This is a genomic window from Mesorhizobium sp. 131-3-5 (genome assembly GCF_016756575.1).
GTDB lineage: Bacteria > Pseudomonadota > Alphaproteobacteria > Rhizobiales > Rhizobiaceae > Mesorhizobium > Mesorhizobium jarvisii.
Window position 1 is genome coordinate 5055049 of record NZ_AP023254.1, and the last position, 19295, is coordinate 5074343.

Here is a 19295-nt window from a genome sequence, read left to right on the forward strand (position 1 = left end):
TAATGTCATCGAAACGTTTGCGCAATCGATTCGATGACTTTGTTCGACCAAATTCGCGCGCTGCGCAATTTCGATCAAATTGCCACGCAAGAAAGCGGCAAGATGGTCCGGCCAAATGCGAGAAGCCATGAACCCGACCGAGAAAGCGCTGTGGTTTGTCGAGAGCCATCTGCCGGAGGCGATCTCGCTCGACGATGTCGCGGCAAGCAGCGGCGTCTCGCGCTTTCATGTGACGCGCGCCTTCGGCGCCGCCACCGGCCGCTCCGTCATGGGTTATGCGCGCGCACGGCGCTTGACCGAGGCGGCGCGCAGGCTGGCCGACGGGGCGCCCGACATCCTCTCGGTGGCGCTCGATGCCGGCTACAACTCGCATGAGGCCTTCACCCGGGCCTTCCGCGACCAGTTCGGCACGACGCCGGAGCTGGTGCGCGCGCAAGGCTCGACCAAGACCCTCGACCTCGTGGAGCCGATCCTGATGGACCAGTCCTTTCTTGCCAAGCTCGAGCCACCGCGCTTCGAGACCAGCCGGCCGTTCCTGATCGCGGGGCTGGGCGAACGCTACAGCTGCGAGACCAGCGCCGCCATTCCCATGCAATGGCAGCGCTTCGGCCCCTATATCGGCAACATTCCGGGCGAGACCGGTGACGTCGCCTATGGCGTCTGCGTCAACGGCGACGATGCCGGCAATTTCGACTACATCGCCGGTGTCGAGGTCACAGACTTTTCCGACCTTCCCAGGGAATTCAGCCGCGTGCGCATACCGGCGCAGAAATATGCGGTGTTTTCGCATCGCGAGCACATTTCGACCATCCGCCGCACCGTCAACACGATCTGGAACAAATGGCTGCCGGCCTCCGGGCACGAGATAGCGGACGCGCCGGAATTCGAACGCTATGGCTCGGAGTTCGATCCGCGCAGCGGCAATGGCGGGTTGGAGATCTGGATACCGGTCAAGTCCTAAAGCGTTTCACCGTTTCACGGAAACGGCGAACCGCTCTAACTCTTGTTTTGGAGCAATTCCGGACGGAAAACCGCTTCACACTTTTCCTGGAATTGCTCTGGTATCGAGCAGATCTTACCTTGGCATGGGCCAAGGTACGATCCGCCGCTTCGCCTACTCCACGGTGAGAGCGACCTCGTAGAGGCCGGGATGAGCCTGACCCAAGGCCCGGTTGCGGTCGAGAAAACCGTTCTACGCAGATGCTCGAAGACCCGCTGCATGGCCGCCTGATCCCGCGCCTGGGCGTAGTTGACGACCCGCGTGCCGTCGAGACTTCGGTGCAGGCTGGCGGACATCCAGCCGGGAATGCCTCGGCAACTCATTGCCGTCTCCCGCAGCAAGTCGATCAGCGCCTGCTGTCCGCCTTCAGGCACGGTGAAGACATTGATCTGGCTGATGACGCCGGTGTCGGCGCGAATGATGGGCATTTTGCTTCTCCTTCGTTGGCGCCAGGCAAACGAAGGAACGCCGATCAGCGAAGACCCCGAACGCCAAGCCCGGCGTAAAGCACGCGGTGGGCTTGCCGCGGGTTCCCATATTGGATGGGAACGGCGCTTCCAGCTTGTGGAAGGGAGCGGGCTTACCATATGCCGCTCAAGGGTCCTTTTCGACCCGCGCCTCATATCATCGACGCAAGGCGCCAACAACCGCGCATCGTGGGATGCCGGACAGCGTTCGCTAGAGGTCGAGATCCCACGTCTGCCCGACCAGATCCTTGCCGAAGGAATGGTGGCGCTCTTCGTCGATCAGCTTGAAGCCCGCCGCCTGATAGATGCGGCGCGCCGAGCCCAGTATATCGTTGGTCCAAAGCGTCAGCGTCTTGTAACCCTTGGCCCGCGCGAAGGCGATGCACTCATCGACCAGACGCGCGCCGATGCCAAGGCCGCGTGTCGAAGGCTCGACATAAAGCAATCTGAGCTTCGCCACCTCGGGCGACTTGCGCACGACGAAGACCGAACCGACGACCTCGCCATCGCGCTCGGCGATCCAGCTGCGCTCCCATTTCGGGTCGAAGGATTTGACGAACGCCGCGAGGATTTCGGCGACCAGCGCCTCGTAGGTTTCATCCCAGCCATAATCCTGAGCGTAGAGCAGGCCTTGCCGGCGGGTGATCCAGCCGATGTCACCGATCTGCAGCGGCCGCAGCAGATAGGGGATTTTCGGCTCGGCGCTTTCGTCCAGCAGCGCCTGGACCGTCCGCATCGACTTCACCAGCCGGTCCTGCTCCGAAGCGGGCAGCCGATCGAGCAAGGCGGCCACCTGGTCATGCGAACCCTTGTTCAGCGGCGCGAAGGCATTCCTGCCCGCCGGCGTCAGCGCAATCGAGGATTGCCTGGCATCCGAAACCAGCGTCGACCTGGAGATGAGGTCATCGCGTTCGAACTTCTTCAGCAAACGGCTGACATAGCCGGCGTCGAGACCGAGATCGCGCCCCAGGTCGGTCGCGGTCAAACCGTCGCGATGCGCCAGCTCGTAAAGCACACGCGCCTCGGTCAGCGAGAAGGCGCTTTGCAGCAGCCCTTCGTCGAGCAGGCCGATCTGGCGGGTGTAGAAGCGGTTGAAAGCCCGCACCGCATCGATCAGGTGCTTGTTGGGCGCTTCGTTGTTGGCCTGATGGTGAATCGTCATGGTCATCTCCTGCCTTCACAGGATCAATCGTTTACTTGACGGAGTCAACTATATGATGTGATCACATCATCGGCAAGACCGGCCAGCGATCGACGATCCTGCCCTGGGAAAGCACCGCGATCGGCCCGAATTGCTGCAGCACGGCCTCGCTCTGCGTCGGCCGCAGGAACGCATAATCGCCGGGCATCACAGTGGTGTCAGCCGGCAGACCCATGAATTGCTGGTTGGACGACAGGCCGAGCAGGCCATTCGTCCTCATGCCGTCGGGAAAGACCGGCTCAGCCATCCACTTGCCGCCATAGAGGTAGCAGCCCTTGCGCGGGAACCGGCCGAGTGCCTGCAGCAGGCGGGTAACGGCCGGCGGGCCCGGCAGCATCGGCTCGACAATTTTCAGGATCGGCGTCGCGATGAAGGCGGCCGGCTGGAAGCCGTCGAGGCCGGCTGTGTCGAAATCGCCGGGCAGCACGAAGGCCGACCCCATCGACACTTCATTGGCCATGACGCCATGATGAAGCAGCGCGGTCTTGCTGCCGCCAATGTTCAGGATGCGGCGCTGGTCCGGACCGAGGCGCGCCACGAAAGCCGAGGCCCGCTCCGAAGCCTGCGCCAACGCCTTGGCCGGCCCGCCGAACAGGCCGGGAATGCGCGGCGCATGCGCCTCATAGGCCATGACGCCTTCGCAGCGCAGCTTTTTGTGGACCGACACCTGCTTCAGCGCCCGCGACAAGGCCTCCGGTTCGGCGAAGCCGCCGCGATGCAGTCCGACATCGATCTCGAAGGCAATGTGGAGCTCGATATCGAGTTCGATCGCGAGAGCGCCATATTCCGCCAGTCTTTCATCACTGTCGATCAGCCAGCAGACACGTGACCAGTCGGCGCCACCCTTCACCAGTGCCGCCCTTGCCGTCCCGACTGGCATCGGTTTGCCGTACAGGAGACCTGCGTCCGGAAACGCCTTCAGCACCGCCTCACTGATCGGCGGATGGAAAGTCATGAAGCGGTCGGTTCCAAGCGCCTTGCGGATATGCGCAAGCAGCGGCAGGCAAGCGAGCGACTTGTCGACCAGCCGCACGGCAAGGCCGGGCGCCAGTCTCTCTCCCACCAGCGCAATGTTGCCGTCCAGCCGGTCGCGGTCGAGCAACAGGCAGGGTTGGAAGATGCCGGCTTGCTTCAGCGCCTGCGAAAGCGTCGCGAAATAGGCGCTCATGGCTCGATGCCGAACAGGCCGGCCATGTAAGGCGAGACGAAGCGGTTTTGCGGATCGATGTCGCGGCGCACCGCCATGGCGTCGTCCCAGCGCGGATAGAGCTTCTTGAAGTCCGCCGCCTTCAGGCTGTGCATCTTGCCCCAATGCGGCCTGCCGCCATATCTGCGGAAGATCGGCTCGGCCGCCTGCATGAAGGGCAGCGGATCGCTCGCGGCGTCATGGTGGATGGCGATCGAGCAGGTCGGCCTGTTGTAGAAGGGCGATAGCCAGAACGGATCAGCCGCGACGCTGCGCACCTCCATCGGGAAATAGACTTCGGGGAAGCGTTTTTCGGTCAGCTCGATGATTTCGGCCAGCGCCTTCGGCCCCTCCTCGAACGGAAGGTGATATTCCATCTCGTTGAACTTGGTCTGGCGGTCACTGGCATAGACGTTGAGCCAGTCCTGCACATAATCCTCGGACGGCACTTTCGCGACCGCGCCAAGGATCAGCCGGCGGCGCAGTGACGGCAGCCAGGCAAGCCCGGTGCGCAGCCGGCGCAGCGTGCGCAAGGAGCCTTCGTCATCGTCGGTCGGGCGCGCGGTGGTCGCCTCGGTGCTGAAGTCGCTGGCGATAAACTGCGCGTAGCCAGAGAACGGAATGTAGTAGAATTCGGCCGAGCGATGCGCGGTCATCGTCTTTTCGAAGTCGCGCAGCATGTCGCCGATCGGCAGCACCCATTTGCGGCGCCGCAGCCGGTAGGTCGCGATGTTGTTCAGCGTCACTTCGCTCAAGACACCGAACGCACCGAGCGCGACGCCTATGGCGTGGATCATATCCTGATCCCCTGCCCTGGTGACGTCGCGAACCTTGCCAAGCCCGTCGACGATCTGCACCGTCTCCAATTGCGTATGATAGGCGCCGAGCGTCGGCCCCGAGCCATGGGTAGCGGTCCCCAGCGCGCCGCCGATCGCCTGGCGGTCGATGTCGCCCATATTGGGCAGGCCCTGGCCGATGCCCTGCAGTATGTGCATGAGCGGACCAAGCCGCGTCCCTGCCTTCACGCGTGCCCGATGCCTTTGCGCGTCATGCGAGACCAGCCCCTCCAGCCTCTCCAGGGACAGGATGGTGCCTTGCGACTTGACCAGCGGCGTGAAGGAATGTCCCGCGCCAGCGACGCGGATTGGGCCGGGCGCGGTGCGAACGAGATCGCCGAGTTCGCCCGCATCGGCGGGACTGGCGATCAGCCGGGGTTCAGCGGTGACAAAGCCCGACCAGTTGCTCCAGGTGTTCGACATGCTGCCCTCCGCTCAGGCAACGGCGCGGCGACGCCGCGACACGAGGATGAACAGGCCGAGCAAGGCGACACTGGCAACGGCGCTGGCGGCGGCGAATTCCGGAACCGGGCGGAAATCCTTGCCGTCGATGAGCAAGGATGCCGCGATCGGCCCGATCGCCAGGCCAAAAAGCTGTGCCGCCGGCACCAAGAGCACGGCGGTGCGCGTCTCGTCGGCGGTGATCGCCAGCCGGATCTGGTAGGGCACGATGAACAGGAGGATGAAGCCCATGGCCAAGGCGGCCATCCAGAATGTGATAAGGTCGGGTCCGCTGGCGAGAACCAGCGAGCAGACCAGCGCGACCACACCGATCGCAGCAACGGCAAGGCGGTAGTCGATGCGCGCTTCGAACGCGGTCGCCATCATCGCCCCCGAGACCTGCGCCGCGAGGCTCGCCGAGACGATCAGGCCGACGGTGCGGCCATCGATGCCGAATTGGGTGCCAAGCGGTTCCAGAAACGCCCAGACCGCGCCGAAGAACATGAAATAGCAGAAGACGCACAACAGCGCGGTGATCGAGGGAGCCGTCAGCACATTGGTCAGGTTCTCGTCCTTGGGCAGGTCGGCGTAGTCAGCGGGGACGACGAAGGCGACGATGAGCGACAGGACGCAGACGACCGCGAGAATGAGGAAGCCGCCGGCCGATCCGGCGGCCGGGATGACATAGAGCGCCAGCAGCAGGGCAAGCGCGCATTGCGCCAGCGTCTGCATGGTGACGAAAAAGCCGCCGATGCGTTCGGCGCGCCGCGAACGGGCGATCAATTCGGTGGCGACCGCGACCAGCCCGCCTTCCGCAAGCCCGGCCAAGGCGCGTGCCGCCATCAACGCATTGGCGCCGGCGGCATAGGCCGTCCAGACATTCGCCAGCGCCAGCAGGAGCAGCAGCACCGCACTTTTCCAGCGCATGTTGCGGGCCGACAGCAGCATCGCGACGATCGCCGAACCGATGGCGATGGCGATCATCTCGGCGGTGGCGACCAGCGCCAGTTCGTCGCCGCTGACATGTCCCTCGGTGTATAGGGCGCCGAGCAGCACTGGCTGCAGGCCTAGGATGAGCAGACCGACCGAGCCGATCCACAGGGCCGACGCGAGTTGTCCGCCGGTCGGATTGCCGACCAGCCAGTCGCCATTGCCAGTGTGCCCGGCATTTGTCGAAGTCAAAGGCGCCTCCCAACGTCCTTGCCGCGCGGCAAAAAAGCTGACAATCTGTCAGCATTTCAGAAACTGATACTTGATCATATTTTTTGTCAACCAGAATTTGGCAATTCGTGCGAAAGACCGGTGCATGGTGGAAGTAAGGCGAACAGCGACCGAACCGAGGCGCAAGCCCAAGCAGGAGCGCAGCCGCGAGCGCATCGACGCCATCCTGTCGACGACGATGCGGCTAATCGGCGAGAAGGGCATCGACGCCGTCACCATGAAGGAAGTCGGCGCGTTGGCAGGCGGGCCGATCGCCACAGTCTATCACTACTTTCCCAACAAGTCGGCGATCCTGGCGATGCTCTATGAGCGATTTTCAGAGGTGAGCCGTGCGCGATTGACTGATATCCTCGCCGATGTCCGCGAAGCCAAGGACGTCATCGCCGCCGCCGACCGGTTGCTCGACGACTACCTCGGCCGCGTCGCCGGAGATCCGGCCATCCAGGACCTGCAGAACGCCATCCAGGCCGACAAGGCGCTCAAGAATCTAGACATCGCCGAAACCCGGCATCAGGCCAAGATGTTCTGCGACCATGTCACCGCCTTGATCGAGCCGGGCAAGCATGAACAGTTCGAACGCATGGTTCTCTTGATCTTCCAGCTCGCCGGCGGTGTGGTGCGCCTGGCGCTCGCTCAGGGCGAAGCGGAAAGCCGCCAAACCGTCGAGGATTACCGGTCGATCATCCACACGCAGTTGCGGTTGTTTCTCTAAGCCCCAATCCATGGAAAAAATTACCGCCTTTCGAGGCTGCCGCGCGCCTTGACTCTCGCAGGACGGCGGCCTATTTCAGCCCCACGTTAGCACTCGCCCTTGGTGAGTGCTAACTATACGTCCGGCTTCGCCGGACGGAGGAACTGTTTCTCACCGTTCTCACTCGAGGAAGAAAAAATGGCAAAGTCGAAGTTCCGCCCGCTTCATGACCGCGTGGTCGTTCGCCGGGTCGAATCCGAATCCAAGACCGCCGGCGGGATCATCATCCCGGATACGGCGAAGGAAAAGCCGCAGGAAGGCGAAATCATCGCCGTCGGCTCCGGCGCGCGCGACGAAAGCGGCAAGCTGGTCCCCCTGGACGTCAAGGCTGGCGACCGCATCCTGTTCGGCAAGTGGTCGGGCACCGAAGTCAAGCTCAATGGCGAAGACCTTCTGATCATGAAGGAATCCGACATTATGGGCATCATCGGCTGATCATCGGCCTCACCGTCAACTGAATTCCGGGCTTTATCCCAAGCCCCTGCCAGGAGCTAAAAATGGCTGCTAAAGACGTAAAATTCTCCCGTGATGCCCGTGAGCGCATGCTGCGCGGCGTCAACATCCTCGCCGACGCGGTGAAGGTCACGCTCGGCCCCAAGGGCCGCAACGTCGTCATCGACAAGTCGTTCGGCGCCCCGCGCATCACCAAGGACGGCGTCACCGTCGCCAAGGAAATCGAGCTTGAGGACAAGTTCGAGAACATGGGCGCTCAGATGGTCCGCGAAGTTGCTTCGAAGACCAACGACATCGCCGGCGACGGCACCACGACCGCGACCGTTCTGGCGCAGTCGATCGTCCAGGAAGGCCACAAGGCGGTTGCCGCCGGCATGAACCCGATGGACCTGAAGCGCGGCATCGACCTCGCCGTCACCGAAGTCGTCACGGCGCTCGGCAAGGCTGCCAAGAAGATCAAGACCTCCGAGGAAGTTGCCCAGGTCGGCACGATCTCCGCCAATGGCGACGAGTCGGTCGGCAAGATGATCGCAGAAGCGATGCAGAAGGTCGGCAACGAAGGCGTCATCACGGTTGAGGAAGCCAAGACCGCCGAGACCGAACTCGAAGTCGTCGAAGGCATGCAGTTCGACCGCGGCTACCTCTCGCCCTACTTCGTCACCAACGCCGACAAGATGGTTGCCGATCTCGAGGACGCCTACATCCTGCTCCACGAGAAGAAGCTCTCCAACCTGCAGGCGATGCTGCCGGTTCTCGAAGCCGTCGTGCAGACCTCCAAGCCGCTGCTCATCATCTCGGAAGACGTCGAAGGCGAGGCCCTGGCCACGCTGGTCGTCAACAAGCTGCGTGGCGGCCTGAAGATCGCCGCCGTCAAGGCTCCGGGCTTCGGTGATCGCCGCAAGGCCATGCTGGAAGACATCGCCATCCTTACCGGTGGCCAGGTCATCTCGGAAGACCTCGGCATCAAGCTCGAGAATGTCGGCCTCAACATGCTCGGCCGCGCCAAGAAGGTGTCGATCTCCAAGGAGAACACCACCATCGTCGACGGCGCCGGCAAGAAGGCCGAGATCCAGGGCCGCGTTGCTCAGATCAAGCAGCAGATCGAAGAGACCACTTCGGACTACGACAAGGAGAAGCTGCAGGAACGTCTCGCGAAGCTCGCGGGCGGCGTTGCGGTGATCCGCGTCGGCGGCGCGACGGAAGTCGAAGTCAAGGAAAAGAAGGACCGCGTTGACGATGCGCTGAACGCGACCCGCGCGGCCGTGGAAGAAGGCATTGTTGCCGGCGGTGGCGTGGCCCTGCTGCGCGCTTCGGCCAACATCAAGGCTACCGGCGCCAATGCCGACCAGGCTGCTGGCATCAACATCGTGCGTCGCGCTCTGCAGGCTCCGGCTCGCCAGATCGCCTCGAACGCCGGTGCGGAAGCATCGATCGTTGCCGGCAAGATCCTTGAGAACAAGGGCGCGACCTTCGGCTACAACGCCCAGACCGGCGAATATGGCGACATGATCGCCATGGGTATCGTCGATCCGGTCAAGGTCGTGCGCACGGCTCTCCAGGACGCGGCCTCGGTCGCCGGCCTGCTCGTCACCACCGAAGCCATGATCGCGGAGGCTCCGAAGAAGGAGTCGGCTGGCGGCGGCATGCCTGGCGGCATGGGCGGCGGCGGCATGGGCGGCATGGGCGGCATGGATTTCTAAGAAGCCCATAAAGGCACGCCCATGAACTAACATTGCTCAAGCCCGCAAGCGGGCTTGAGTGGCGGCATGGATTTCTAATCCAGGCCACCTGGCTTATTATGCATACGGAAAGGGCGGCAGCGATGCCGCCCTTTTTTCATTGCTTCCTGCAACGATAGCGACCATCGAGGTCCGCACCGCTAGACGGCGCAACCCTCTCATTCTCGAGCAATTTTCCAGCAAAATCAAAGGCTTAACTACGCTTTGACGGCGCTAGGTAAATTTGTCAGACAATATTCTTTAACACATTCGCGATTACTAAAGGGCGGGAGCACGGCGAGGTTGCTCCTGAGTGTGGCGTGTCGGGTACCCATCGATGCAAATTTTCCGGCGATTTTTGCGGAACCGCGACGGCAACGTGCTGATCATCTCGGCACTGGTGATGCCGGTCCTGATCGGCATGGCCGCCCTGGTGACCGAATATGGCGCAGCACTCGTCGAGCGGGCCGATAATCAGCGAGTCGCCGACCTGTCGGCCTATGCGGGCGCCCTCGCCTATAACGTGAACAAGTCCACCTCGCAGATGACGGCCACCGCCGTCGGCGTCGCGGTGCTCAACGGCGTTCCTGCCGCCAATGTACAGGTCAACCTGGTCGCCTCCCCGAAGACGACCGGTGTCAACGCCGTTTCGGTGTCGATCAACACCTACAGGACGCTGTTCCTGGCACGCGTTCTCAACGATCGCCAGCAGTTGCAGATCTATGCCAATTCGGTGGTCGAGCTTGGCGCGCAGCCGCAAACGCCCGGATGCATGCTCGCGCTCGACGGCACACAGACCGGTCTGACGCTGAGCGGCGGCACTTCGATCTCGGCGCAGAAGTGTACCGTCTCTTCCAACAACACGGTGACCGTCCCCTGCGGCACCAGCATTTCGGCGCTCGGCGTCAACTACAATTCCGCCGCCGCACCGAGCCAGCCGTGCAGCGGCATTACCGGCCCAGGCGGGGCGACCGCGGTGATCACCAAGAAATCCACCCCCGACCCGCTCGCCGGCAATGCCGCGGTCACGGCCGCCGTGGCCCGTATTGCAACGGTTGCCGCGCTTTCGGCGACGGCCGCGCCAACAGCGCCCACCACTCCCAACGGCAACAACATCGACTTCGGCTGGAACACAGGCTCGACCCAAGGCCAGGCGAACGCGCTCGGCTGCACCGCCAGTTGGGCATCGTCGTCGTCGACATGGACGCTGAACTGCGGCAGCAAGACCACGGTCAACCTGGGCACCATCACCATCGGCGGCGGCATCAACCTCAACTTCGCCACAAGCGGCGCGGCAACGACGGTTTACAATATCGCCGGCGATCTCACGACCAGCGCCACCACCAATTTCGGGCCAGGCACCTACAACTTCGCCAAGACCCTCACCACGGCCGGAACCACCACGTTCGGGACCGGCACTTACAATTTCGGCAAGCAGGTGACAACAGGCGGAACAACCACCTTCGGCGCCGGCAGTTTCAACTTCGCGAAGGGGCTGACAACCGGCGGCGGTGCCACCACGACATTCGCCGCCGGCACCTTCAAGATCGGCCGCAGCGACAACACCTGCAATGGCTCGGGGCAAGTCAGCATCTGCAACACCTCCACCTTGACCTTCGGCGGACCGAGCACCTTCGAGCTCCCCGGCGGCTATACCAACACCGGAACGCTCACCTTCGGCTCGGGCACGACCAATTCCTACAAGATCGGGCCAGGCAGCAATGGCGACGCGATCACGCTCGGCGGCGGTTCGACAACGATCATGGCCGATGCGACTGGCGCCAGCAGCGTTTTCCAGGTCGTCGGCAATGTGAATGGCGGCGGCGGCGGCAGTTGCTTTGTGGTGCCGGCCGCGGCGCAGCATGACATCGCCGGCAACTTCATCGGCTCGGGCGCCATCCTGCTCGGCGCCGGTGTCTACACCGTGGATGGCTATTTCGCACTGGGCGGCAATGGCGGCGGCAGCGCCAACTGCAACGGCAGCACGATCAGCGTCAGCGGCGCCAATGTGACGCTTGTCCTGTCGGGCAAGGCCAAATCCAGTTCGGGAAGTTGCAACGGCTATGTCTTCTGCGTGGCCGCCGGCTACAGCAACATCGTGCTCACCGCACCTCAGTCGGGAGCGACGGCGAAGCTGGCGGTGATCGGCCCCACCGGCAGTTCCAACACTGGCGGCGCGACCTTCGCCGAAGGCGGCTCCAACGCCCAGATATCGGGCGCATTCTATTTTCCCTACGGCCCGATCATCATGAATGGCGGATCGAGCGTGCTGGGGTCGAACACCGACCCGAGCAAGTGTCTGCAGATGATCGGCTCACGCATCACGCTGTCGGGCGGCACTACGGCTGCATCGGAATGCATTGCCGCCTCGAGTGCCGGTGGCAGCAGCAAGGTGAGCCTCGTGCAATGAGACAGCAGTCACGCCCCGACCCCGGCTTGTTGGCCAGCTGGCGCTTCGCGTTCACTGACTTCCTGCGGCGCCAGAAAGCCGGCGTGTCGGCGGTCGAGTTCGCTTTGGTCAGCCCCGTGCTGCTGGTCATCCTGGCCGGAACCGTCGACATCGGCGGCTCATTGAAGGCCAAATTCGAACTGAGCTCGGCGCTTTCGGCTGGTTCGAACTATGCGCTGCTCAATGGCGACAAGGTCAATTCCACCGGCGGCGGCGCGCTGGCCGGCAACATTGCGACGGTGGTCACCAGCGGCCTGAGCGGCAATGGCGGCAGCATTCAGGTCGTCATCAACAACGGTGCGGCACTTGCCTATAACGCCACCACGTCCACGGCCACCCAGAGCGGCACGGCCGCCAATGCCGATCTCTGCTATTGCCCAGGCAGCTCAGGGGCCGTGGCCTGGAGCACCCCGATGGCATGCGGCAGCATCTGCAGTGGCGGCGGCATTGCCGGGAAATTCGTAACGATCACGGCCAGCAAGCCCTATACGCCGCTTTTCGGCGGCTTCGGCATCGTCAGCAACGGCAACATCACCGTCAAGGCCGTGGTGCAACCGCAATGAGCCGTCGCCGATCCTTCCTGCGCGACAAATCCGGTGCCAACGCCGTTGAGTTCGCCTTGCTGTCTGTACCGTTGCTGATGGTGCTGATGGGCACGTTCGAGTTCGGCCGCATGTACTGGGCCCAGCATGTGCTGAATGAGATCGCCGCGGCAGGGGCGCGTTGCGTCGGCGTGCTGCAGAGCGGATGCACGCAGAACGGCGTCTACAACGCCGCCAGCGCCATCAGCTATATCAGCAGCAGGGCGGCAACCGACGGCATCGTGCTCAGCAACGCCAACATCGCCGTCAGCAACAACACCACCTGCTCGGGCCTGTCCGGCTTTTCGAGCGTCCAGGTTTCCTACAACTTCACGACCGTGCTACCGGCCTTCCTGACGTCGCTGGCGAACGGCCCGAACCTCAGCGCCAGCGCCTGCTTCCCGAACCAGGGGGCTTGACTTCAGACACCGGCCTCCGCGCGCTGCCGTGCCTCGCCGGCAAGCACAGCGGCTTCGATCAGCGCCGCGACCTCGTCCGCCACCGCCTGTAGCGGGGCGCGGTCTCGGGTGGCGCGGGCGATCACCATCAGCCCTTCCAGCGACGATTCAACCAGCAGCGCCAGAGCGTGGGCGCGGCGTTGGGGCACTCCGGCCCTGACGAAGGCCTCACGCAACAGGCCTATCCACTGCTCGAAGGCCGCGCGGCACAAATCCGCCAGCTCCGGCACGTCGGTCGGTGAGTCCAGCACGACAGGCGCGATCGGACAGCCGAGCGAAAACTGGTTGTCTTCCAGCATGCGCCCCACCGCCTGGTAGATATGATGGACCGCCACCGCCGGATGCCTTTCGGCCGCCAGCGCTTCCCCCAGCCTCGCCGTCACCCCGGCAACACTGTCGCGCGTCACCTCGATCACCAGTTGGTCCTTGCCGCCCGGAAAATGGAAGTAGAGCGAACCACGCGGCGCGCCGCTGGCGCTCAATATGTCGTTGAGCGAGGTGCCGTGATAGCCGCGCTGCCGGAGCAGCAGCGCGGTCGTGTCGAGTATGCGGGTGCGGGTGTCGTTCGCCATGTCAACCTCTGTCAGCAGCGATCATTATAGGCCTTGCGTCGAATATGACAATCGGTCTACATAATATGTAGATCAGTCTACATATTGGGGGCAACACCATGCGCAGCTATCGTCTTGACGGGGCGGGCGGAACCGAATGCCTGGTGATGCGCGACGAGCCAGAGCCTCGGCCGAAACCGCATGAAATCGTGGTGCGCGTCCGTGCCGCATCGCTGAACCGCCGCGACACGATGATCCTCAACGGCACCTATCCGCTTACGCCGCGCCAGGGCATCGTCCCCCTGAGCGACGGGGCTGGTGACGTTGTCGCCATCGGCGATGCCGTCACCCGCTTCGCCGTCGGTGACCGTGTCACCGGCAGCTATTTCGCCCGCTGGATCGACGGCCACATCAACGCCGGTCTCATCGACCAGCTCGGCTGCACGCTGGACGGCATGTTGGCGGAATACGCGGTTCTCGACGAACAATGGGCGGCGCGCCTGCCCGATCATCTCGACTGGCATGAGGCGGCTACGCTGAGCTGCGCCGGCGTGACCGCCTGGAACGCGGTGACGAGTGCCGGAATTCCAAAGCCAGGCCAATGGGTACTGGTCATCGGTTCGGGTGGCGTCTCGCTGTTTGCACTGCAGTTCGCCAAGCTGCTCGGCTGCCGCGTCGCCGCCGTCACCTCGCGCGCAGAGAAAGCCGACAGGCTACGGGCGCTGGGCGCCGACCTTGTGATCTCGACGTCGGATATGGCCGAATGGGGCGGGGCAGTCCGTGACCAGACCGGCGGCATCGATCTCGTCGTCGAGACCGGTGGCCCGGCGACCTTCGCGCAGTCGCTGATCGCCAGCACGCTTTACGGACACATCGTGCTTCTCACGCTGCAGGATGCGAAAGGCGGATCGATCCAAATCCCGGCGGCACTCTACCAGCGCAGCCTCGCCACCATCAGCCGCCTCTTCGTCGGCAACCGGAGCAATCTCGAAGCCATGCTGCGCGCTGTTTCGCAGCACCGCCTGCGGCCCGTCATCGACAAGGTCTTTGCCTTCACAGAGGCCCGCGATGCCTATCGCTATTTCCAGCAGGGCGACGTCTTCGGGAAGGTGGTCGTCGACGGCGCCTGACCCGTCAATGTCTCAAACCTAAGGAGAACGGCAATGACAATTCGCGAAGCCTCGGCGAAGTGGCAAGGGACGCTGAAAGAGGGTTCAGGCAGGGTGAGGCTCGGCAGCGGCGTCTTCGAAGGCGCCTATTCCTTCCCGTCGCGTTTCGAGAACGGTCCAGGCACCAACCCGGAAGAGCTGATCGCCGCGGCGCATGCCGGCTGCTTCTCGATGGCCCTAAGCGCCATACTGGGCACAGCCCAGCATATACCGACGAGCATCAGCACCGTCGCCAAGGTGCATCTCGGCGCAACCGCCGCGGGACCGACGATCACCCGCATCGAGCTTGAGGCGCAAGCCGAGATTCCGGGTCTTGCTCCGGATGAATTCCAGAACCTCGCGGAGAGGGCGAAAACGACATGCCTTGTTTCGCGCGCCCTGGCTGGCGTGGCCTCCATCACGCTCAAGGCCGAGCTCATCGCGACCACGGCACAGTAACATCAGGAGGACGAGATGAAGGACAGCATTATCACCCCCCATCCAGACGACCGCTCCGGACAGACGGCCGAGATCATACGGCGCTTCAACGATGTGTTTCAGCTGCACGACCCGTCCGCACTTCCCGAACTGATTGCCGAAGAGTGCGTCATCGAAAACACCGCGCCGGCGCCGGATGGCGCCCGTCATGCGGGACGGCAAGCCTGCGTCCAGCTGTGGTCGGCGATCGCCACCCAGCCGTACACGCGCTTCGACCTCGAGGAGACCTTTGTCGCCGGCGACCGGGCGACCATCCGCTGGCGCTACTGGATGGCCGACGGCAACTCCGTCCGCGGCGTCAATCTGATGCGTGTAGAGGACGGACGCATCGTCGAGGCGATGGGCTATGTGAAGGGATAGTTGGCCGGTCGCCGCTACCGATCAGCCAATGCCAGCTTGGCGCCGAGCATGACAAACGCACCGGCGAAGGTTCGCCGCATCCAGGTCAGCACCATTGGCCGCGAGGCGACATGGCTCCGGATCGAAGCGGCGAAGATGCCGTAGCCGACGAAAACCACGAAGGTCAAAAGCATGAAGACGGAGCTGAGCTCCAGCATCTTCGACAGCGCATTGGGCTCGGTGGTGCTGACGAATTGCGGCAGGAAGGCGAAGAAGAAGATCGACAGTTTCGGGTTGAGCACGTTGACGAGGATGCCGGTGGCAATCACCTTGCCGGCCGAGCGCGGCGCGACATTGTCCTCGACGCTGAGGCCGCCCTTCTCCTTCAGCGTGTTCCAGGCCATATAGAGCAAATAGGCGACGCCGAGATATTTCAGCGTCTCGAAGGCGACCGCGCTGGTGTGCAGCAGCGCCGCAAGGCCGGTGATGGCGGCGGCCATGTGCGGGATGATGCCAAGCGTGCAGCCGAAGGCGGCAATGATCGAAGCCCGCGCACCGCGCGAAAGTCCGGCGCTCAGCGTGTAGAGAACGCCGGTCCCGGGCGAGGCCACGACGATCAGCGACGTCAACAGAAACTCGATGCTCACGATGGTTTCTCCATGGCCTGCCCGACATGGAAGCTATCGGGTGGCGCAAGGTGAGGCAAGCGGCGGTGATTGGCGTTTCCTTGCGCCGCAAAGCGGGGGATGGAACTACCCCACCGCCAGCCCGTGCGCGGCCCTTGCCATCAGGCACTCCTCGTCGCCAGGCATGCAGGCACGGCACACATCCGGCCGCGTTTCATAGATGCCGCAAGCGGTCGACTTGCCGACTTCGCCGGTCAGGGCCGAACAGCGCACGCCCTCACAGCGCATGCCGGACAGGTCGAGGGCTACATATTTTTCAGGGATGCGGTCGAGCTGCGCATCGTCCTCGGTGGAGAAGCGCGGCCACTCGGCCGAATAGGAACAGCACGCGCCGCAGCTCTGGCAGTCGAAGAGCGGTGCGGCGTCGCGTTGTGAGGAAAGGCTTGCGGCAGCGACGAGGGCGAGCAGGCCCGGCGCGGCAGGATTGCGATCGGCGTCCCGCGGCAAGGCGCTATTTCTTCTTGCCTGTCTTGCGCGCCGGCGATTCGACCGTTGACTTGAACAGATCGGTCGCGGGGTCGGCGGCTTCGCTGGCTTTCGCGGCCGCCGGCTTGGCCGGCTTTGCTGCGGGAGCCGGTGCTACCGGCTGGTCCTTGGCGGAGAATTTGATGGCCATGTCAGTCCTCGTCGGCGAAACGCGATGATGGGGCGCGCGGATTGCGCAAGCGGCCGATCAGCGCCGAAACCGCCGTGATGTTCATTTCCTCGGGCGACCAGTTCCTGGCTTCCGCGATGTGATGCGGCGCCAGTTCGCGATGCGTGCTGCCGCTATAGGCGGCATCCTGATAGGTGACCCGCTCCAGGGTCTTCTTGTCCTCGCGAACGTATTCGATCAGGTAGTTCGGGGCCTCGGCGCGGCCGCGCACGCCGACGCGCACCTGGGCATCGCCATGGGCACGCTTGCAGCGTTCGAGCTTCTCCAGCACACGGCGAACATATTCGACCGGCTTGTCCAGGGTTTCGACCATGTCGGCGATGGTCGCATCGGCTGCGATCGGCGTTGGCGGTACGCGCTTGGTGGCCATCAGCGTTTTCCGGCTCGTTTCGGCTGCGCCGCGAGTGCAGCGGCTGCCGCCATCTCTTCTGCTTCCTTTTCCAGGCGCAGTTCGCGCAAACGGGCGGTCTTGGCTTCCCGCGCCTCGCTGACGGCATCGCGCTCGGATAGGATGCGATTGAGCGACATCGACTGGGTTTGCGTCTTGCTGAACAGCGACACCGCCGGATCGGCGGCGGTCTTCGAATGGGCGGTCAAAATCTTTCTCCTGTCAGGAGCCTGGTGCCGATAGGGCGAGACCGGGTCTTCGGTCGGGACCACGCACAAAGCAACACGGCATCGGGTTCAAAATTGCTAAGGCGTCCCTTAGCACGTTCGGCCCGATGCGCAGCGCATTTTCGGTGGCAGCAAGCGTAAAATGAAAAAGGCCAGGCACCGCCTGACCTTCCCTGGAGCGCCGCGCACCCTTTTTGGATGCACAAGGCAAACCCCTCATGCGCATGATGTGTCTTGGAAACTCAGGTTTCCAAGACCACGCGCCAGAATTCGCCCTTCACCAGTGCCAGTACATCCGTGGTCACCGGGAGGGCTGAATTCGTTCTTCAGGCCGCCTTCAACTGGTCGGCGGACATCTTGCCCGACTTGTTGTCGCGGACCATCTCGTAACCGAGCTTCTGGCCCTCGACGATGTCGCGCATGCCGGCACGCTCTACAGCCGAGATGTGGACGAAAACGTCGGCCGAGCCGTCGTCAGGCTGAATAAAACCAAAACCTTTGGTGGCGTTGAACCATTTAACTGTGCCGGTGCTCATAAACGAACCCTTTCCATGGCAAATATTCGGTAATCGCGGTGCGACTGCACAGCGATTTTTGTCTCGATTTTTGATGGGGAAGTTCGTCAAAGGCGCGCATGCGTGCGCGGATAACAAAAGTCAGTCAAACAAATATCGACATAGTTCTTCTAGACTGCTTTTGCCGCCGAGTCAATTTCTGGTTTTCCAAAAGCCCAGATTCAATTTCAGGCTGTCACGCGAATAGAGCCTCAACTGATGAACGGCAGAAAGATCAGCCTCCCGCAAAAAACCACACAACCCTGGAACCAATCCCACGCCAGCGCATTTCTTTGGGTCAGCAATTTCAGAGAGCAATCTCAGGGATGCTGACAAAAGGACGCCTCCCGCACAATAACCGGTGCGAGGGGCGTTCTTATTTGTGCCTGAGATGCTCGAGGCGCTATGGCCGGGGCCGGGCCGTTAGCTCGCGGTGTTGCCTACATAATCGTGCTGATCATCGGCAGAATCTCGTATCGGAAGCCGCGGCCTGACCTTGCCACTGGATCGCCATCGGTCACCGCCTTTGCCTCGGCCTCGCTGCCGGCACGCAGGATCAGCAGGCCCCAAGGGCCGGCCGGATCGGCGACCGGGCCAGCCAAGATCATGGTGCCCTCGCACAGCTTGGCGCGCAAATAGTCGGCATGCCGGCTCATCAGTTCCCTCTCCTCGTCCGTCATGGTGAAGGCGAAGTCTGGCCGCGGTGGGATCAGCCGGCAATGGAAAATCCTTGTCGTCGCGGCTTCACGTGGTGCTTCGTTGCTGGCCATCGATCCTCCTCCAGAGCGAAATCTTATTGCCGACCTTTGTTCGGTCTATTCGTCCGGCCCCGGCTCCGGCCATGGCTCCTCCGCCGCCTCTGCATACCAGTGCCGCATCGCCGGCATTGCCAGCACGGCGTCGACATAGGCCCTGGTGTCGGGCGCGAGTTCGCCGCCATACGTGTCGAAGCGGGTGACGACCGGCGCGTACATGGCATCGGCCGCGGTAAAGTGGCCAAACAGGAATGGACCGCCCTTGCCGTATTTCTCGCGGCACTCACGCCACAGCGCCTCGATGCGTGCCCGCTGCACCTCCCCTTCGGCGTCGAGCGGCTTGTGCCCCTTCGGCCGCCGCAAATTCATCGGCCAGCCATAGCGCACCTCGCGAAAACCGGAATGCATCTCGGTTGCCGCCGCGCGCGCCAGGGCACGGGCGCCGATATCGGTCGGCCAGAGCTTTTTCTCGGGAAACAGGTCAGCGAGATATTCAAGGATGGCAAGGGTTTCCCAGACGATCCTGCGTCCTCCCTGCAACGGCTTGTGATTCAGGACTGGCACCTGACCGGTCGGCGACACTTTCGCCAGATTGGCAAAGGTCTCAGGCGTACGCAGCCGCACAAAACCTTCCTCGAACGGGATCTCCAGATGCCTCATCGCCACCCATGGCCGCAGCGACCACGAGGAGAAGCATTTGTTGCCTATGTAGAGCGTGAATTCCGCCATTTT

Annotated in this window: 24 protein-coding genes; 10 read left to right on the forward strand and 14 right to left on the reverse strand. The window is 63.1% G+C overall.

The genetic code is table 11. The features are described from left to right. Positions 1 to 127: 127 nt before the first annotated feature. Entirely contained in the window at positions 128 to 961 is an 834-nt protein-coding gene (locus JG747_RS24820; RefSeq protein WP_038646043.1) for an AraC family transcriptional regulator, read from the forward strand. Between the two features lie 35 nt (positions 962 to 996). Here JG747_RS24820 and JG747_RS24825 read toward each other — a convergent pair whose 3' ends face one another. The 5 genes from JG747_RS24825 to JG747_RS24845 all read right to left on the reverse strand — a co-directional run bounded on the left by JG747_RS24825 (position 997) and on the right by JG747_RS24845 (position 6313). Beyond that, positions 997 to 1428, reverse strand: coding sequence for an antibiotic biosynthesis monooxygenase family protein (locus JG747_RS24825; RefSeq protein ID WP_244748214.1), 432 nt, complete (start codon positions 1426 to 1428; stop codon positions 997 to 999). A gap of 250 nt (positions 1429 to 1678) precedes the next feature. Continuing rightward, on the reverse strand, positions 1679 to 2629 hold the full coding sequence (locus JG747_RS24830; protein WP_038652491.1) for a bifunctional helix-turn-helix transcriptional regulator/GNAT family N-acetyltransferase: 951 nt from the start codon (positions 2627 to 2629) through the stop codon (positions 1679 to 1681). A gap of 61 nt (positions 2630 to 2690) precedes the next feature. Next, a complete protein-coding gene (locus JG747_RS24835) occupies positions 2691 to 3836 on the reverse strand; it encodes a DSD1 family PLP-dependent enzyme (protein ID WP_202360247.1) in 1146 nt (381 codons plus the stop codon). Continuing rightward, the gene (locus JG747_RS24840; protein ID WP_202360248.1) at positions 3833 to 5113 is read right to left on the reverse strand and encodes a D-arabinono-1,4-lactone oxidase; all 1281 of its coding nucleotides are present in this window, start codon (positions 5111 to 5113) and stop codon (positions 3833 to 3835) included. The genes JG747_RS24835 and JG747_RS24840 overlap by 4 nt, the downstream gene beginning before the upstream one ends. 12 nt (positions 5114 to 5125) lie before the next feature. Continuing rightward, entirely contained in the window at positions 5126 to 6313 is a 1188-nt protein-coding gene (locus JG747_RS24845) for an MFS transporter (RefSeq protein WP_202360249.1), read from the reverse strand. 124 nt (positions 6314 to 6437) lie between these two features. On the opposite strand from JG747_RS24845, the gene JG747_RS24850 reads away from it, so the two are divergent. From JG747_RS24850 to JG747_RS24875, 6 genes are all read left to right on the forward strand, one after another. After that, positions 6438 to 7064: a TetR/AcrR family transcriptional regulator gene (locus JG747_RS24850; RefSeq protein ID WP_069091871.1), complete on the forward strand. Its 627-nt coding sequence runs from the start codon at positions 6438 to 6440 to the stop codon at positions 7062 to 7064. A gap of 177 nt (positions 7065 to 7241) precedes the next feature. Then, on the forward strand, positions 7242 to 7538 hold the full coding sequence (gene groES / locus JG747_RS24855; protein WP_010915433.1) for a co-chaperone GroES: 297 nt from the start codon (positions 7242 to 7244) through the stop codon (positions 7536 to 7538). 62 nt (positions 7539 to 7600) lie between these two features. Continuing rightward, a complete protein-coding gene (groL, locus tag JG747_RS24860; protein WP_202354914.1) occupies positions 7601 to 9256 on the forward strand; it encodes a chaperonin GroEL in 1656 nt (551 codons plus the stop codon). A 355-nt stretch (positions 9257 to 9611) separates the two neighbouring features. Next, complete coding sequence (locus JG747_RS24865) at positions 9612 to 11684, forward strand: TadE/TadG family type IV pilus assembly protein (RefSeq protein WP_244748215.1); 2073 nt, start codon at positions 9612 to 9614, stop codon at positions 11682 to 11684. Further along, positions 11681 to 12286, forward strand: a complete 606-nt coding sequence (locus tag JG747_RS24870; RefSeq protein ID WP_063827325.1) for a TadE/TadG family type IV pilus assembly protein — start codon at positions 11681 to 11683, stop codon at positions 12284 to 12286. Before JG747_RS24865 ends, JG747_RS24870 begins: the two co-directional genes overlap by 4 nt. Further along, positions 12283 to 12723, forward strand: a complete 441-nt coding sequence (locus JG747_RS24875; RefSeq protein ID WP_064984863.1) for a TadE/TadG family type IV pilus assembly protein — start codon at positions 12283 to 12285, stop codon at positions 12721 to 12723. The genes JG747_RS24870 and JG747_RS24875 overlap by 4 nt, the downstream gene beginning before the upstream one ends. Before the next feature lie 2 nt (positions 12724 to 12725). Here the strand turns inward: JG747_RS24875 and JG747_RS24880 are convergent, their stop codons facing one another. Further along, on the reverse strand, positions 12726 to 13334 hold the full coding sequence (locus JG747_RS24880; protein WP_202360250.1) for a TetR/AcrR family transcriptional regulator: 609 nt from the start codon (positions 13332 to 13334) through the stop codon (positions 12726 to 12728). Positions 13335 to 13432: 98 nt separating this feature from the next. Between JG747_RS24880 and JG747_RS24885 the strand changes: the two genes are divergently transcribed. Genes JG747_RS24885 through JG747_RS24895 form a run of 3 tightly spaced genes read left to right on the forward strand, consistent with a single transcriptional unit; the run spans position 13433 to position 15319 of the window. Next, positions 13433 to 14443: a zinc-dependent alcohol dehydrogenase family protein gene (locus JG747_RS24885; RefSeq protein WP_202360251.1), complete on the forward strand. Its 1011-nt coding sequence runs from the start codon at positions 13433 to 13435 to the stop codon at positions 14441 to 14443. Between the two features lie 33 nt (positions 14444 to 14476). After that, the gene (locus tag JG747_RS24890) at positions 14477 to 14920 is read left to right on the forward strand and encodes an OsmC family protein (protein WP_202360252.1); all 444 of its coding nucleotides are present in this window, start codon (positions 14477 to 14479) and stop codon (positions 14918 to 14920) included. 15 nt (positions 14921 to 14935) lie between these two features. Further along, positions 14936 to 15319, forward strand: a complete 384-nt coding sequence (locus tag JG747_RS24895; protein ID WP_202360253.1) for a nuclear transport factor 2 family protein — start codon at positions 14936 to 14938, stop codon at positions 15317 to 15319. A 14-nt stretch (positions 15320 to 15333) separates the two neighbouring features. Here the strand turns inward: JG747_RS24895 and JG747_RS24900 are convergent, their stop codons facing one another. From JG747_RS24900 to JG747_RS24935, 8 genes are all read right to left on the reverse strand, one after another. Further along, positions 15334 to 15945, reverse strand: a complete 612-nt coding sequence (locus JG747_RS24900; protein ID WP_019857424.1) for a LysE family translocator — start codon at positions 15943 to 15945, stop codon at positions 15334 to 15336. Positions 15946 to 16050: 105 nt separating this feature from the next. After that, positions 16051 to 16431: a YkgJ family cysteine cluster protein gene (locus tag JG747_RS24905; protein WP_019857423.1), complete on the reverse strand. Its 381-nt coding sequence runs from the start codon at positions 16429 to 16431 to the stop codon at positions 16051 to 16053. A gap of 4 nt (positions 16432 to 16435) precedes the next feature. Continuing rightward, positions 16436 to 16600, reverse strand: coding sequence for a hypothetical protein (locus JG747_RS24910; RefSeq protein ID WP_202360254.1), 165 nt, complete (start codon positions 16598 to 16600; stop codon positions 16436 to 16438). A gap of 1 nt (position 16601) precedes the next feature. Then, on the reverse strand, positions 16602 to 17009 hold the full coding sequence (locus JG747_RS24915; RefSeq protein WP_010915422.1) for a hypothetical protein: 408 nt from the start codon (positions 17007 to 17009) through the stop codon (positions 16602 to 16604). After that, positions 17009 to 17236, reverse strand: coding sequence for a hypothetical protein (locus JG747_RS24920; RefSeq protein ID WP_027046702.1), 228 nt, complete (start codon positions 17234 to 17236; stop codon positions 17009 to 17011). Before JG747_RS24920 ends, JG747_RS24915 begins: the two co-directional genes overlap by 1 nt. A 344-nt stretch (positions 17237 to 17580) precedes the next feature. Continuing rightward, positions 17581 to 17790 carry a cold-shock protein gene (locus tag JG747_RS24925; protein ID WP_010915421.1) on the reverse strand — a complete coding sequence of 70 codons (210 nt, stop codon included), beginning with the start codon at positions 17788 to 17790 and terminating at the stop codon, positions 17581 to 17583. Positions 17791 to 18248: 458 nt separating this feature from the next. Continuing rightward, on the reverse strand, positions 18249 to 18578 hold the full coding sequence (locus JG747_RS24930; protein WP_019857420.1) for a YciI family protein: 330 nt from the start codon (positions 18576 to 18578) through the stop codon (positions 18249 to 18251). 45 nt (positions 18579 to 18623) lie between these two features. Then, on the reverse strand, positions 18624 to 19292 hold the full coding sequence (locus JG747_RS24935; protein WP_038646012.1) for a glutathione S-transferase family protein: 669 nt from the start codon (positions 19290 to 19292) through the stop codon (positions 18624 to 18626). Positions 19293 to 19295 lie beyond the last annotated feature (3 nt).

Excerpts from the sequence above, each read along its gene's own strand:
- JG747_RS24930 (WP_019857420.1), bottom strand. The coding sequence starts at position 18,578 with ATGGCCAGCAACGAAGCACCACGTGAAGCCGCGACGACAAGGATTTTC.
- JG747_RS24820 (WP_038646043.1), top strand. The coding sequence starts at position 128 with ATGAACCCGACCGAGAAAGCGCTGTGGTTTGTCGAGAGCCATCTGCCG.
- JG747_RS24825 (WP_244748214.1), bottom strand. The coding sequence starts at position 1,428 with ATGCCCATCATTCGCGCCGACACCGGCGTCATCAGCCAGATCAATGTC.
- groL (WP_202354914.1), top strand. The coding sequence starts at position 7,601 with ATGGCTGCTAAAGACGTAAAATTCTCCCGTGATGCCCGTGAGCGCATG.
- JG747_RS24830 (WP_038652491.1), bottom strand. The coding sequence starts at position 2,629 with ATGACGATTCACCATCAGGCCAACAACGAAGCGCCCAACAAGCACCTG.
- JG747_RS24915 (WP_010915422.1), bottom strand. The coding sequence starts at position 17,009 with ATGGCCACCAAGCGCGTACCGCCAACGCCGATCGCAGCCGATGCGACC.
- JG747_RS24865 (WP_244748215.1), top strand. The coding sequence starts at position 9,612 with ATGCAAATTTTCCGGCGATTTTTGCGGAACCGCGACGGCAACGTGCTG.
- JG747_RS24850 (WP_069091871.1), top strand. The coding sequence starts at position 6,438 with ATGGTGGAAGTAAGGCGAACAGCGACCGAACCGAGGCGCAAGCCCAAG.
- JG747_RS24875 (WP_064984863.1), top strand. The coding sequence starts at position 12,283 with ATGAGCCGTCGCCGATCCTTCCTGCGCGACAAATCCGGTGCCAACGCC.
- JG747_RS24910 (WP_202360254.1), bottom strand. The coding sequence starts at position 16,600 with ATGGCCATCAAATTCTCCGCCAAGGACCAGCCGGTAGCACCGGCTCCC.
- JG747_RS24885 (WP_202360251.1), top strand. The coding sequence starts at position 13,433 with ATGCGCAGCTATCGTCTTGACGGGGCGGGCGGAACCGAATGCCTGGTG.
- JG747_RS24895 (WP_202360253.1), top strand. The coding sequence starts at position 14,936 with ATGAAGGACAGCATTATCACCCCCCATCCAGACGACCGCTCCGGACAG.
- JG747_RS24835 (WP_202360247.1), bottom strand. The coding sequence starts at position 3,836 with ATGAGCGCCTATTTCGCGACGCTTTCGCAGGCGCTGAAGCAAGCCGGC.
- JG747_RS24870 (WP_063827325.1), top strand. The coding sequence starts at position 11,681 with ATGAGACAGCAGTCACGCCCCGACCCCGGCTTGTTGGCCAGCTGGCGC.
- JG747_RS24935 (WP_038646012.1), bottom strand. The coding sequence starts at position 19,292 with ATGGCGGAATTCACGCTCTACATAGGCAACAAATGCTTCTCCTCGTGG.
- JG747_RS24925 (WP_010915421.1), bottom strand. The coding sequence starts at position 17,790 with ATGAGCACCGGCACAGTTAAATGGTTCAACGCCACCAAAGGTTTTGGT.
- JG747_RS24840 (WP_202360248.1), bottom strand. The coding sequence starts at position 5,113 with ATGTCGAACACCTGGAGCAACTGGTCGGGCTTTGTCACCGCTGAACCC.
- JG747_RS24880 (WP_202360250.1), bottom strand. The coding sequence starts at position 13,334 with ATGGCGAACGACACCCGCACCCGCATACTCGACACGACCGCGCTGCTG.
- JG747_RS24890 (WP_202360252.1), top strand. The coding sequence starts at position 14,477 with ATGACAATTCGCGAAGCCTCGGCGAAGTGGCAAGGGACGCTGAAAGAG.
- groES (WP_010915433.1), top strand. The coding sequence starts at position 7,242 with ATGGCAAAGTCGAAGTTCCGCCCGCTTCATGACCGCGTGGTCGTTCGC.